Origin of the sequence: Massilia sp. CFBP 13721 (assembly GCF_014842025.1) — a bacterium.
Classification (GTDB): domain Bacteria; phylum Pseudomonadota; class Gammaproteobacteria; order Burkholderiales; family Burkholderiaceae_D; genus Telluria.
This window is the reverse complement of sequence record NZ_JACYUY010000010.1, coordinates 42,765-55,072: the sequence shown is the minus strand read 5'-3', so window position 1 is coordinate 55,072 and position 12,308 is coordinate 42,765. Positions and strand designations below refer to the sequence as shown.

Below are 12,308 nucleotides of genomic sequence, written 5' to 3'. Positions count from 1 at the left end.
GGCGGCGCCGGGCCGATGCCGTAGATTCGTCAAATGCGTTAAGGAAATATCGCGCATTCTCGACTTGCGAGGCTCTCATGTTCCAGCACCTGCATTCCCCTGTGGCGCCCGCCAGCGCCGTACATCCTGTCCCGTCCGAGGAGCGCTGACATGCTCTCGCGCCTGAAGATCGGCCCCAAACTGCTGCTGGCCCCGGGTGTCGTGCTGGTGCTGCTGGTGTTGCTGTCCTGCGGCGCCTGGTATGCGATGGTGCGCCAGAACGCCTCGCTGGAAGACATCGTCGGGCGCCGCGCGGGCCACATGCGCGCCGCCAACGCGCTGGTGTTCAGCGCCCAGCGCGGGCACGCCGAAATCTACCAGCTGCAAACCTGGATCGGCGGCAGCTTCCCGAAAAGCCGGATCGAGCCGCTGATCCACGACATCCACCGCCAGCATGCGCTGACCACCACCGGCCTGCAGCAGCTGGCGCGCATGACGCCCCTGAACGGCGACGAACGCCGCTTCGTCGACGGCGCCGCGTCCGCCTATGCCCGCTACGTGCAGGCCGTGGTCGACGTGATCGAACTGGCGCGCGACGACCAGTCGATCAGCGCGAATGCGATGAGCAAGGCGGAATCGGCGTTTGCCGACGTCGCCCAGCGCCTGAACGCGCTGGCCCAGCTCGAACAACAGCTCTCGCAGGAAGCGTCGAACAATGCCGCCGCCGAGTTTCGCGCCATGACCTGGCTGATGCCGCTGGTGATCGTGCTGGCCAGCGCGGTCTCGCTGCGCATCACGGTGGCGGTGCGGCGTGCGCTGCTCGACGAGATCCGCAGCATCGGCGCCGCCGCGGTCGACCTGGCCAGCGGCGACCTGACGGTCAAGGAGCGGGTCTATGGCAACGACGAGATCGCGGAAACCTCGCGCGCCCTGAACGCCAGCATCCGCAACCTGAACGGCACGCTGCGCACCATCCTCGAATCGGCGCGCTCGATCGGTTCGGCCTCGCGCGACCTCGCCCTCGGCAACCTGAACCTGACTACGCGCGCCGTGTTCCGCGCCAGTTCGCTCGAACACACGGCGTCCTCGATGCAGGAACTGGCCGCCACCGTCCACCTCACCGCGGACAGCGCGCAAGCCGCCAACCGGCTCGCCGAATCGGCATCGAGCGTCGCCCAGCAGGGCGAGAACGTGGCCGACCGGCTGGTGACGACGATGGCGTCGGTCAAGGGCAGCGCCTGCCGGGTCGGCGAGATCACCCAGCAGATCGATGCGATCGCGGTGGAGACAGGCACGCTGGCCCTGAACGCGGCGCTCGACGCCGCGCGCGCCGGCGAACATGGCCGCGACTTCGCGCTGGTGGCGGGCGAAGTGCGCTCGCTGGCGCTGCGCACCGGCAGCGCCGCGCGCGAAATCCGCGAATTGATCAACCAGTCGGTGGCCGAGATCGAGGGCGGCACGGCGTATGCCGCGCAGGCCGGCAGCAGCATGGCGACGATTGCGATGTCGGTGCAGCAGGTGGGCGACATCATCAGCCAGATCAGTTCCGCGAATGCCGAGCAGGCCAGCGGGCTGTCGGAAGTGAACGAGGCGATCGTGCAGATGGACCAGGTCACGCAGCGCAATTCCTCGCTGGTGGAAGAGGCGGCCGACGCCGCGCGCACCCTGCAGATGCAGGCCCTGACCCTGTCGCGCGCGGTGGCGACCTTCCGCCTCGACGAGGCGGTGCTGCCGCCCGAACCGCCGCCGCGCTCGTCGAGCGTGGCCGAACCCGACATGCGCGAAGTATTGAAGGACGGCCGGCGCGACGCCAGCGCGCCCAAGGTGGAGCGGCGCAAAACGCCAAGGCCGCATTTGCGATNCAGCGTGAAGCGTGCACAGACGCACAGCCCGCAAAAACACAACGGCGGCGCAGAGAACAACTCTGCGCCGCCGTTTCATTCACCTACCGACGATTATTCGTAATCGCTGATCGGCGCACATCCACAGAACAGGTTGCGGTCACCATACACATTGTCCGCACGCCCCACCGGCGGCCAGTACTTCTTCTTGCGCAGCGAGGCCACCGGGAAGGCTGCCACTTCGCGCGAATAGGTGTGCTGCCAATCGTCCGCCGTCACCACTTCCGCCGTGTGCGGCGCGCCTTTCAGCGGGTTGTCCATCTTGTCGTACTCGCCGCGCTCGACCTTGACGATCTCGGCGTGGATCGTGATCATCGCCTCGATGAAGCGGTCGATCTCGATCTTCGACTCCGACTCGGTCGGCTCGATCATCAAGGTGCCCGGCACCGGGAAGCTCATGGTCGGGGCGTGGAAGCCGAAGTCCATCAGGCGCTTGGCGACGTCTTCGTTCGAGATGCCGGTCTTGTCCTGCAGCGGACGCAGGTCGATGATGCACTCGTGCGCGACCAGGCCGTCGTGGCCGGTGTACAGCACCGGGTAGTGCGGGGCCAGGCGGCGCGCGATGTAGTTGGCGTTCAGGATCGCGGTCTCGGTGGCGTTGGTCAGGCCTTCCGCGCCCATCATCGCGATGTACATCCACGAGATCGGCAGGATCGAAGCCGAGCCGTAGGCCGCCGCGCTGACCGCGCCGATGCCGTCTTCGCTGCGCACGTAGCCGGTCGAACGCTGGTTCGGCAGGAACGGGGCCAGGTGGGCGCCGACGCCGATCGGACCGACGCCGGGGCCGCCGCCGCCGTGCGGGATGCAGAAGGTCTTGTGCAGGTTCAGGTGGCTGACGTCGCCGCCGAATGCGCCGGGCGCGGCCACGCCGACCAGCGCGTTCATGTTGGCGCCGTCGATGTAGACCTGGCCGCCGTGCGAGTGGATGATCTCGCACAGTTCCTGGATGCCTTCTTCGAACACGCCGTGGGTCGACGGGTAGGTCACCATCACGCAGGCCAGGTTCGCGCTGTGCAGCTCGGCCTTCTTCTTCAGGTCAGCCAGATCGACGTTGCCGTTCTCGTCGCAGGCGGTGACGACCACCTGCATGCCGACCATGTTGGCCGAGGCCGGGTTGGTGCCGTGCGCCGACGACGGGATCAGGCAGATGTTGCGGTGGCCTTCGCCGCGCGCCTGGTGGTATTTCTGGATGACCAGCAGGCCGGCGTATTCGCCCTGCGAGCCGGCGTTCGGCTGCAGCGAAATGGCGGCGTAGCCGGTGACGGCGCACAGCATCGCTTCGAGCTGGCTGATCATCTCGCGGTAGCCGACGGTCTGGTCATCCGGGGCGAACGGGTGGATGTTCGAGAACTCGGGCCAGGTGACCGGGATCATTTCCGAGGTCGAGTTCAGCTTCATCGTGCACGAACCGAGCGGGATCATGGTGCGGTCGAGCGCCAGGTCCTTGTCGGCCAGGCCGCGCAGGTAGCGCAGCATTTCGTGCTCGGCGTGGTAGCGGTTGAAGGTCGGGTGGGTCAGGAAGGCGCTGGTGCGGGCCAAAGTCGAAGGAAAAGCGTCAGCCGCATCCTTGTCCAGCGACTCGACGTCCGGGACCGGTTGGCCGTTGGCGAAGATCGAGAACAGCAGGGCGATGTCTTCGCGGGTGGTGGTTTCGTCGAGCGACAGGCCGACGTGGTTGTCGTCGACGCGGCGCAGGTTGACGCCGGCATCGGTAGCGGCAGTGTGCAACTCTGCGGCGCGGTCGGTGGCAACCGTCAGCGTGTCGAAGTACGTCGCGTTGGCCAGCTTGTAACCCAGCTGCTGCAGGCCATTTGCGACGATGCCGGTCATGCGGTGCACGCGCCGGGCGATGCGGCTCAAGCCTTGCGGGCCGTGGTAGACCGCGTACATGCCGGCCATCACGGCCAGCAGTACCTGCGCGGTACAGATGTTCGAGGTCGCCTTTTCGCGGCGGATGTGCTGTTCGCGCGTCTGCAGCGCCAGGCGCAGGGCCGACTGGCCTTGCGCGTCGACGGTGACGCCGACCAGGCGGCCGGCCATCGAGCGCTTGAATTCGTCGCGCGTGGACAGGTAGCCGGCGTGCGGACCGCCGAAACCGAGCGGCACGCCGAAGCGCTGGCTGTTACCGACGACCACGTCCGCGCCCCATTCGCCCGGTGGCGTGAGCATGGTGAGCGACAGCAGGTCGGCGGCGACGATGACCATGGCGCCGGCCGCATGCAGCTTTTCGCAGGCGACGCGGTAGTCGCGCACTTCGCCGTTCACGCCCGGGTATTGCAGCAGCACGCCGAAGCAAGTCTCTTCCAGCGATTCGATCTCGGCGGCGGCGATGGTGCGCACTTCGACGCCGATCGGTTCGGCGCGCGTGCGGATCACTTCCAGCGTCTGCGGCAGCACGTCGTCGGCCACGTAGAATACTTTTGACGCCGACTTGCCGACGCGCTGGATCAGCGTCATGGCTTCGGCAGCGGCGGTGCCTTCGTCGAGCATCGACGAGTTGGCGATGCCCATGCCGGTGAGGTCGGTGATCATCTGCTGGAAGTTCAGGATCGCTTCCAGGCGGCCTTGCGAGATCTCGGGCTGGTACGGGGTGTAGGCGGTGTACCAGGCCGGGTTTTCGAAGATGTTGCGCAGGATGACCGGCGGCGTGTGGGTGCCGTAATAGCCCTGGCCGATGACCGACTTCATCACCTTGTTCTGCGCCGCGATGGCTTTCAGCTTGGCGAGTGCTGCCTGCTCCGGCAGCGGCTCGAAGAATTCGCCCAGGTCGAGCTTGTCCTTGCGGCGGATGTTGGCGGGAACGACGGCATCGATCAGCGCGGCGCGCGACGGGTAGCCGAGCGTGGCCAGCATCGCCGCTTCTTCGGCGGTCGATGGGCCGATGTGGCGCGGGATGAAGGAATCGCGGGCTTCGAGTTGGGTGAGGCTGGAGCGGGTCATGGTGGTGGCCAAATGAGTGACGGTGGCTGGCGGGGCCGGCCGGTCGATGGTAGGGAATTCAGGCGCTGATGCAGCTTTGTGCGTAAAGCAGCCTTGCGGTGCAGATGGGGACACCGCAAGGCATTACAACATTAATTGTCGGTCGTCTTGCCGTAGGCGTCGGCGTCGAGCAGGCCGTTGATCGCGTTCGGATCGGTCGGCTGCAGCTTGAACAGCCAGGCGCTGTAGGCATCTTCGTTGATCGAGTCCGGCGCGTCGGCGGTCGGCTGGTTGACGGCGACGACGGTGCCGGCGACCGGCGCGTAGATGTCGCTGGCGGCTTTCACCGACTCGACCACGGCGGCGTCCTGGCCCGCCGTCAAAGCCTTGCCGACCTGCGGCAGTTCGACGAACACGATGTCGCCGAGTGCGTCCTGCGCGTACTCGGTGATGCCGACGGTCAGGGTGCCGTCTTCTTCGAGGCGGACCCACTCGTGGGACTCGGTGTATTTCAGGTCGGTAGGGATGTTCATGTAAAAGACTCCAGGGTGGATGGTGGCGTTATTATAAATCTTAGCTAGCCAAAACTTTGCCGTTGCGGACGAACGGCAGCTTGACCACGGTGGCGGCCAGCTTCTTGTCGCGGATCTCGACGTGCACGGTGTCGCCGACGGCGACGTCCAGCGGTACGCGGGCGAGGGCAATCGCCTGCTGCATCGACGGGCTGAAGGTGCCGCTGGTGATCTCGCCCGTCGCGCCGGAGGCGGCGATGACTTTCTGGTGCGAGCGCAGGATGCCGCCTTTTTCGCGCAGGATCAGGCCGAGGAACTGGGCATTCTGGCCCTTGGCCTGCAATGCCGCCTTGCCGACGAAATCGCGCTCCGACACCAGGTCGATGGTCCAGGCCAGGCCGGCGTCGAGCGGGTTGACATTGTCGTCCATGTCCATGCCGTACAGGTTCATGCCCGCTTCCAGGCGCAGCGTGTCGCGCGCACCGAGGCCGGCCGGCTTGACGCCGGCGGCAACCAGCGCATTCCACAGCGCCTCGACGTGCGTGGCCGGCACGCCGATCTCGAAACCGTCTTCGCCGGTATAGCCGGTGCGCGCCACCATCGCTTCGCCAAAGGCGGTGTCGGGGACGATCACGACGTTGAAGGGTTTCATGTCCTGCGATGCGGCTTGCGCGGTCGGCAGCACTTCCCATACTTTCGCGCGCGCGTTCGGCCCTTGCACCGCGACCAGGGCAATCGCGTTGTCACCGTCGCGACGTGGAGTGATGCTCAAGCCGCTGTTGGTGGCGTCGTTCTGCTGGCGCATCCAGGCCACGTCCTTCTCGGCGGTGCCGGCGTTGACGACCAGGCGGAACCAGTCTTCGCGGAAGAAGTAGACGATCAGGTCGTCGATGACGCCGCCCTCGGGATTGAGCATGCACGAGTAGAGCGCCTTGCCCGGGACCTGCAGCTTGTCGACGTTGTTGGCCAGCAGGCCGCGCAGGAAGGGGCGAACCTGCTCGCCTTCGAGGTCGACCACGCACATGTGCGAGACGTCGAACATGCCGGCGTCGGTACGTACGGCGTTGTGTTCCTCGATCTGCGAGCCGTAATTGACGGGCATGTCCCAGCCGCCGAAATCGACCATCTTGGCGCCGAGTGCGCGGTGTGCGGAATTGAGCGGGGTCGCTTTGAGCGTCATGGAATCCTCAGGGCAGAATATAGGAGAGCTGCCACGGTGGCCGATGGCCAAACGTGGGCTGCGCGCCCCTCTGTCCTTGGTACCTGAGAGATAGCGATGAGGTGAAAAACTACCATCGCCTGCCCCTTCGGTGGGCCCGGGTGGTTGCCGGGGCCGCTCTCCAGAGTTGACCGGACACGCCGTGCGCGCCGACCCCTGACCGGTCCTTTTGCCTGAGAGTTTTTGGGTGATGCCCCTTCGGCGGCAACTTGCGCTGCGCTCTCCCGATCAAGACTGTGGAGAATATGTCACCCTCGTGTCCCTGTCAATCTCGGGGGCATAGGCTGCTACGCAACGAAATGCCGTGTTCACCTTGACCTCGCGCAACGTTGGCGCACTGTTCGAGGATGTGCGCGCAAGCTTTTTCCTCGATTTGATAAACTGGGATACACACTTTGCGGACAAAGACAGACCATGAGCGAAGATCAAGCGAAACACAGCAAGGAAGCCTGGTTCACCCTGTCAGGCGACGTCAACAGCGACATGGTGCACCGGGTATTCGAGGCGGTCGGCCACATGACCGAGGATGGCATCGAGACGGCGCACGTGCTGGTGCAGTCGAACGGCGGCTACGTCAGCGACGGCCTGTGCCTGTACAACTTCATGTCGAAGTCGCCGATCGAATTCGTGATGTACAACGCCGGGGCGGTGGCCTCGATCGCGGTCGTCATGTACCTGGCGGGCACGCGCCGCTACGCCAGCGAAACGGCGCGTTTCATGGTGCACAAGTCGCACGCGACCGCTTCGCCGGGTTCACGGCCGGATGCGCTCAACATCATTGTCGAAGGCTTGCGCGCCGACGACGCGCGCACCGAATCGATCCTGCGCAAGCACGTCGAGCTGGCGCCCGAGCAATGGGCGATCCACCAGTATTCCGACCTGCACCTCAATTCGCGCGATGCCAAGGCGGCCGGCATGATCAACGACGTCGCCGATTTCATGCCGCCGAAAGGCGCCATCCTGCGCAATATCTGAGCCGCCCTGTTTATATATCGAAAAACGCGTGCAAATAGTATTTGCAAATAAGGCTGCGCTTGCAAAGAATATTTGCAGGCCAGGCGGTTCGGCAATCAATAAGAATATGCCGGGCAGCGCCGATATTATTTGCGCCGCATAATAAAAAAGCCGGGCCGAATCGGGCGCCAGGCTCTTCTATATTGCCGCCCGGGAGGGCGGCGTATTCAACATTACTTCTTTGCGTCGTTCTTGTGGCTTTGACGGCCGGCAGCGGCATGCTGCTCGGGCGTGCCGCCACGGGTGCCGCCACCCGAGCCGGAACGCGAACCAGCGCCCGCACCCGACTGCTTGTTGCCGCCCTGGCGGCCCAGCTCGAGGTTCTCTTCCTGGGCGCCGCTACGGGATGCCGATGAGCCCGACGAGCCCGAGCGCGAACCCGAGCCCGAACCGGACTGTTTGTTCGCGTCGTTCTTGTGGCTCTGGCGGCCCGCTTCCGCGTGCTGTTCCGGGGTGCCGCCCTGCTTACCTTTTTTCTGATTCGAGGCCATGATTATTTCCTTTCAATAGGGGGAATAGTTGCCTGCTCGCCGAATGACTGATTATTTCAGCAGTATTTTTCGGTGCTGCAATCATGCGAGCCGGACTGTTGAACCGGAATCGGATAATCGCCTGAGCCCGTGTAGGAAAGGCTCCTACGTATTGAAAATAAACCATGCCTCGAATTCGTCAATGTTTTTCGATGACGATTTTTGAATCAGTTTTTAGAATTCCTCCCAATCCACGTCCGGCTTGGTGGCCACGCGGCGGATCGGCGTGACCGTTTTTGCCGCCGCGGCCGCCGCGACCACCGATTTGGGCGCCGCCTTGCGCGGCGCGGCCGATGCTTTCTTCACCGGCGGCAACTGGCGCACGCTGCCCGCGGGAGCCGGTTCCGGCGCCGTGTCGCCCGCCAGCACGAAGCCGGTCGTGGCGCGGCCCAGGGCTGCCGCCTGCTCGCGCACCGTGGCGGCGGCGGCGGCCGATTCCTCGACCAGGGCGGCGTTCTGCTGGGTCGCCTGGTCCATGGCGGTGATCGCGCCGTTCACCTGTTCGATGCCGGCGGTCTGCTCGGCGCTGGCGGCGGCGATTTCGCCGATGATGTCGGTCACGCGCTTGACGCTGGTGACCACCTCGTCCATCGTGCGCCCGGCCTTGTCGACCAGCAGGGTGCCGGCATCGACCTTGGCCACCGAGTCGTCGATCAGGGCCTTGATTTCCTTGGCCGCCGCCGCCGAGCGCTGGGCCAGGCTGCGCACTTCCGAGGCGACGACGGCGAAACCGCGTCCCTGTTCGCCGGCGCGGGCCGCTTCCACGGCCGCGTTCAAGGCCAGGATGTTGGTCTGGAAGGCGATGCCGTCGATGACGCCGATGATCTCGGCGATGCGTTTCGAGGAATCGTTGATCGAGGCCATGGTGCCGACCACGTCGGTTACCACCGCGCCGCCCTTGACCGCCACTTCCGAGGCCGACAGCGCCAGCTTGCTGGCCGTGTGCGCCGAATCGGCGTTCTGGCGCACGGTGGCGGTCAGTTCTTCCATCGAGGAAGCGGTTTCTTCGAGCGAGGCGGCCTGCTGCTCGGTGCGTTTGGACAGGTCCATGTTGCCGCTGGCGATTTCCGTGGTGCCGGTGGCGATGCCGGCGGCGCCGCTGCGTACCTCGCCGATCATGCCGGCCAGTTTGCCGGCCAGCGTGCCCAGCGCCACCATCAGCGCGGCGGCGTCGCCGGCGCCGGCAGCGGCGTCGACGGATGCCGCGCGCAGGCGCAGGTCGCCCTCGGCCACCCGTTGCGCCACCGCCAGCGCCTCGCGCAGGGGCCGCGCCGCTTCGCGTGCGACCCAGCCGGCCAGCAGCACCGTGACGGCAAAGCCGGCGCCGAGGCAGAGCAGGGCACTGCCGCGCAGCGCTGCGGCGGCCTCTCCCGTCTGCGCCAGCAGCCACAGGGAGCTGGCGGCGCCGAGTACGAACAGCAGCGCGAATGCGCCGGCGATCTTGAACCTGATGCCCAGTTGACGAATCTGTTTCATAAGAGCTTTCTCGGACGGGATAGGGGAAAGGGGACCTTGTTATGTTATGGAAAGAAAAATATGCGGCGTTTGCGTCATCGCAAAGTTAAAGATGCCGCCAGATATGCCGTGAATGAACGAGGGGTGGAGCACTTTCGCCCGGTGCGGCGAAAAAGCCGCAGGTGTCACCACAAACCCGAGCAGACTATTGCCTTTCGGAAATAATGTGCAACAATGACGTGTCGGCGCAGCGCGCCACAGGATGAATTCACCATGGCCACCACCGCCAAGCATGAGGCAAGTTCGAAGCCGCCCGCGCTCCCGCGCGAGGTGCTGGCCGAACTCGTCCGCGATGCCTGCGGCGCGGTCAACGGGCAATTGACGCCCATGGTCGAGCGGCTAGTGGCGGCGATGGCCGACATGACCACGGCCGGCATCGATGCGCAAGCCGCCTACCGCCGCGCCCGCGCCAGCAATCTCCTGAAAAACAATACCTACGCCTTCGTCCACCTGGCCGGGGAAGCGGTCGAGCGCGCGCTGCGCGAAGCGGTAGACGCGCTGGTGCCGGGTGCGAAAACCCGGGCCGACGCCGTTTCGCTGTCGCTGGTGCCGCTGGAAGTGATGGATAACCGCGTCGCCTTCGGCACCCTGTGCCGTCCCTTCGAGATCGCCCATTCCGAGGTGCTGGCCAGCCTGTGCGTGCGCATCGGCCAACTGCTCGGGCGCTCCCTGCTGCGGCCCGAGCAGAATCCGTTCCGCCCCGACGTCTTCCTGGCCGCGATCCACGATGCCTGGCGCGCCTTTGCGCCGGAAGAGGAAGACCACCCGCTGCTGGCGCCCTTGCTGCGTCCCGAACTCTTCCTCGACCTGGGGCCGCTCCTCGATGCCCTCGACGCCGCCCTGCGCACCCGCAGCAAGCGGGCGCGCGAACGCTTCCACATCAGCAAGACGGTGGACGCCGCGCGTCCGCGTCAATCCGGCATGGACGCCGCCCTGGCCCGGCAACTGCGCAGCCTGCTTGGCGCCGGGGATGGCGAGGCTGCCGCGACCCTGGTACCGGATCTGCCGAATATGCCGCAGGGTAATGGCTGGCGTCCGAGCGCGGCGGCCGGATTTGGCGTGGCGCCGCAGGGCGCCGGCGGCGCTGCCGCGGCGGCGAGTCCGCACCCCGTTGCCGGCGCGGCAGCCGCGCACGCGTATCCGGGCTTCGTTGCCGGGCAGGGGCCGGCGAGCGTCCCGGCCGCCGGCTTCCTGGTCCTGCCCGGCGAGGCCACCCCTGTTGGCGCCGGCATGGCGGCGCCGGCCGCACCAGGCGCGGCCCATCCGCCAGGGGTGCCGCAGGCCTCGCTGCTGGCCCTGCTGGCCGGCCTGCAACTGCCGGCGGCAGCCGCTGCCGTATCCAGCCCCGGCGCCCCCATCGATCCGGCGGCGCTCGCGCATCAGGTCTTCTACCTGCCGCGCTTCAAGCAGAGCCTGCCCCAGGGTTCGCTGTCGCGCGGCGAAGAAAACACGCTCGACCTGCTGGCGCGGGTTTTCGAAACGGTGCTGCTCGACGACAGCATTCCGCCCGAGACGCGCGAACTGATCCGCTTCCTGCAGGTGCCGGTGCTGAAAGCGGCGCTGCGCGACCAGAACTTCTTCTTCGAGGAAGCGCACCCGGCGCGGCGCATGATCGACCTGCTCTCGCACATGGGCTGGGAAGGGCGCAAGGGCGCGGACGATCCGGTGGTGCAGGCCATGCAGCGCGGCGTCGAGCGCATCGGGCGTGCGGGCGATGGCGAAGGCGAGGGCAAGGCCGACGCCGGCCCGGCCGCGTTTGCCGCAGCGGTGGCGGACCTCGAGGCGCAGCTGGCGCTCGAAGCACGCGCGGCCGAGGAAGCGATCGCCGCCCCGATCGCCCGCGCGACGCAGCAGGAAAAACAGCAGCAGCGGCAAGCCGTCGCCGCCCGCTCGGCGCGCCAGGCGGTGCGCGTGCGCGTGGCCGACGGCGAACTGACCGCCACCGTCTCGGGCTTCCTCGAGCAGCGCTGGGTCGACGTGCTCACCTTCGCCTGGCTGATCGAGGACGAGCGCCCCGGCGCCCTGGCGAACGCCACCCGCACCATGGACGAACTGGTCTGGACCGTGAAGCCCAAGGCGACCCAGGAGCAGCGCAAGACCCTGATCGCCAAGCTGCCCGGCCTGCTGGCCGCGCTGAACAAATGGCTGGATGCGATCAAGTGGCAGGATGCCGAACGCCTGCAGTTCTTCGCCGACCTGGCGAAGTGCCACCTCTCGATCGTGCGCGCGCCGCTGGATCTGTCGCCCGAGCGCCAGCTCGAGCTTGCCGTCGAGGCGGCCCGACAGGATGCGCTGCGCCGCATCGCCATCGAGGAAGCGCAGGGAGAGGACGCCGCGCAGGAGACGCCGCCGCAAGACGATGCCGCTCGCACTGTGGATGCCCTGGAGCGCGGCATGCGCCTCGAATTCACCCAGCCCGACCGCAGCGTACGCAAGGTCAAGCTGGCCTGGGTCAGCCCGCTGCGCACGCTGTTCATCTTCTCGCACAGCGGGCGCCAGGAATCGTTCTCGCTGCCGTTCGAGAAACTGGTCGCCTCGCTGCGCAGCGGCAGCGTGCGCGTGGTGGCGGCGGAAGGCGTGGTCGGGCGCGTGCTGACCGAGGCGCTGCAGGCGGTGAACGATCCGGCGCCGCTGTACGCCGCCGGCTGAGCCACACGCTGCCCCGTCCCATCATTTGCCATTTTGCAAGCAGGTGTAAGTCTGCTCGACATGGGCAATC

Annotated in this window: 7 protein-coding genes, 1 pseudogene and 2 riboswitches; of the genes and pseudogenes, 3 read left to right on the top strand and 5 right to left on the bottom strand. The window is 66.5% G+C overall.

Annotation, left to right across the window (positions count from 1 at the left end; all coding sequences use genetic code 11):
• Positions 1 to 150 precede the first annotated feature (150 nt).
• A pseudogene (locus tag IFT60_RS11530) lies at positions 151 to 1,840 on the top strand (methyl-accepting chemotaxis protein); the annotation flags it as partial.
• A gap of 94 nt (positions 1,841 to 1,934) precedes the next feature.
• Here IFT60_RS11530 and gcvP read toward each other — a convergent pair.
• The 3 genes from gcvP to gcvT form a co-directional block, all read right to left on the bottom strand.
• Positions 1,935 to 4,820 (bottom strand): aminomethyl-transferring glycine dehydrogenase, encoded by a 2,886-nt coding sequence (gene gcvP / locus IFT60_RS11525; protein ID WP_192052122.1) that lies wholly within the window; start codon positions 4,818 to 4,820, stop codon positions 1,935 to 1,937.
• Between the two features lie 131 nt (positions 4,821 to 4,951).
• A complete protein-coding gene (gcvH, locus tag IFT60_RS11520; protein ID WP_192052121.1) occupies positions 4,952 to 5,332 on the bottom strand; it encodes a glycine cleavage system protein GcvH in 381 nt (126 codons plus the stop codon).
• 40 nt (positions 5,333 to 5,372) lie between these two features.
• Positions 5,373 to 6,491 (bottom strand): glycine cleavage system aminomethyltransferase GcvT, encoded by a 1,119-nt coding sequence (gene gcvT, locus IFT60_RS11515; RefSeq protein ID WP_192052120.1) that lies wholly within the window; start codon positions 6,489 to 6,491, stop codon positions 5,373 to 5,375.
• A 60-nt stretch (positions 6,492 to 6,551) separates the two neighbouring features.
• A riboswitch (glycine riboswitch) is annotated at positions 6,552 to 6,665 on the bottom strand.
• Between the two features lie 16 nt (positions 6,666 to 6,681).
• Positions 6,682 to 6,767: riboswitch (glycine riboswitch) on the bottom strand.
• Between the two features lie 177 nt (positions 6,768 to 6,944).
• Between gcvT and IFT60_RS11510 the strand changes: the two genes are divergently transcribed.
• Entirely contained in the window at positions 6,945 to 7,505 is a 561-nt protein-coding gene (locus tag IFT60_RS11510) for an ATP-dependent Clp protease proteolytic subunit (protein WP_192052119.1), read from the top strand.
• Between the two features lie 212 nt (positions 7,506 to 7,717).
• Here the strand turns inward: IFT60_RS11510 and IFT60_RS11505 are convergent, their stop codons facing one another.
• Positions 7,718 to 8,035 (bottom strand): hypothetical protein, encoded by a 318-nt coding sequence (locus IFT60_RS11505; protein ID WP_192052118.1) that lies wholly within the window; start codon positions 8,033 to 8,035, stop codon positions 7,718 to 7,720.
• A gap of 213 nt (positions 8,036 to 8,248) precedes the next feature.
• Positions 8,249 to 9,550, bottom strand: a complete 1,302-nt coding sequence (locus tag IFT60_RS11500) for a methyl-accepting chemotaxis protein (protein WP_192052117.1) — start codon at positions 9,548 to 9,550, stop codon at positions 8,249 to 8,251.
• 252 nt (positions 9,551 to 9,802) lie between these two features.
• Between IFT60_RS11500 and IFT60_RS11495 the strand changes: the two genes are divergently transcribed.
• On the top strand, positions 9,803 to 12,238 hold the full coding sequence (locus IFT60_RS11495) for a DUF1631 family protein (RefSeq protein WP_192052116.1): 2,436 nt from the start codon (positions 9,803 to 9,805) through the stop codon (positions 12,236 to 12,238).
• Positions 12,239 to 12,308: the final 70 nt, after the last annotated feature.

Excerpts from the sequence above, each read along its gene's own strand:
- gcvP (WP_192052122.1), bottom strand. The coding sequence starts at position 4,820 with ATGACCCGCTCCAGCCTCACCCAACTCGAAGCCCGCGATTCCTTCATC.
- IFT60_RS11495 (WP_192052116.1), top strand. The coding sequence starts at position 9,803 with ATGGCCACCACCGCCAAGCATGAGGCAAGTTCGAAGCCGCCCGCGCTC.
- gcvT (WP_192052120.1), bottom strand. The coding sequence starts at position 6,491 with ATGACGCTCAAAGCGACCCCGCTCAATTCCGCACACCGCGCACTCGGC.
- IFT60_RS11500 (WP_192052117.1), bottom strand. The coding sequence starts at position 9,550 with ATGAAACAGATTCGTCAACTGGGCATCAGGTTCAAGATCGCCGGCGCA.
- IFT60_RS11505 (WP_192052118.1), bottom strand. The coding sequence starts at position 8,035 with ATGGCCTCGAATCAGAAAAAAGGTAAGCAGGGCGGCACCCCGGAACAG.
- IFT60_RS11510 (WP_192052119.1), top strand. The coding sequence starts at position 6,945 with ATGAGCGAAGATCAAGCGAAACACAGCAAGGAAGCCTGGTTCACCCTG.
- gcvH (WP_192052121.1), bottom strand. The coding sequence starts at position 5,332 with ATGAACATCCCTACCGACCTGAAATACACCGAGTCCCACGAGTGGGTC.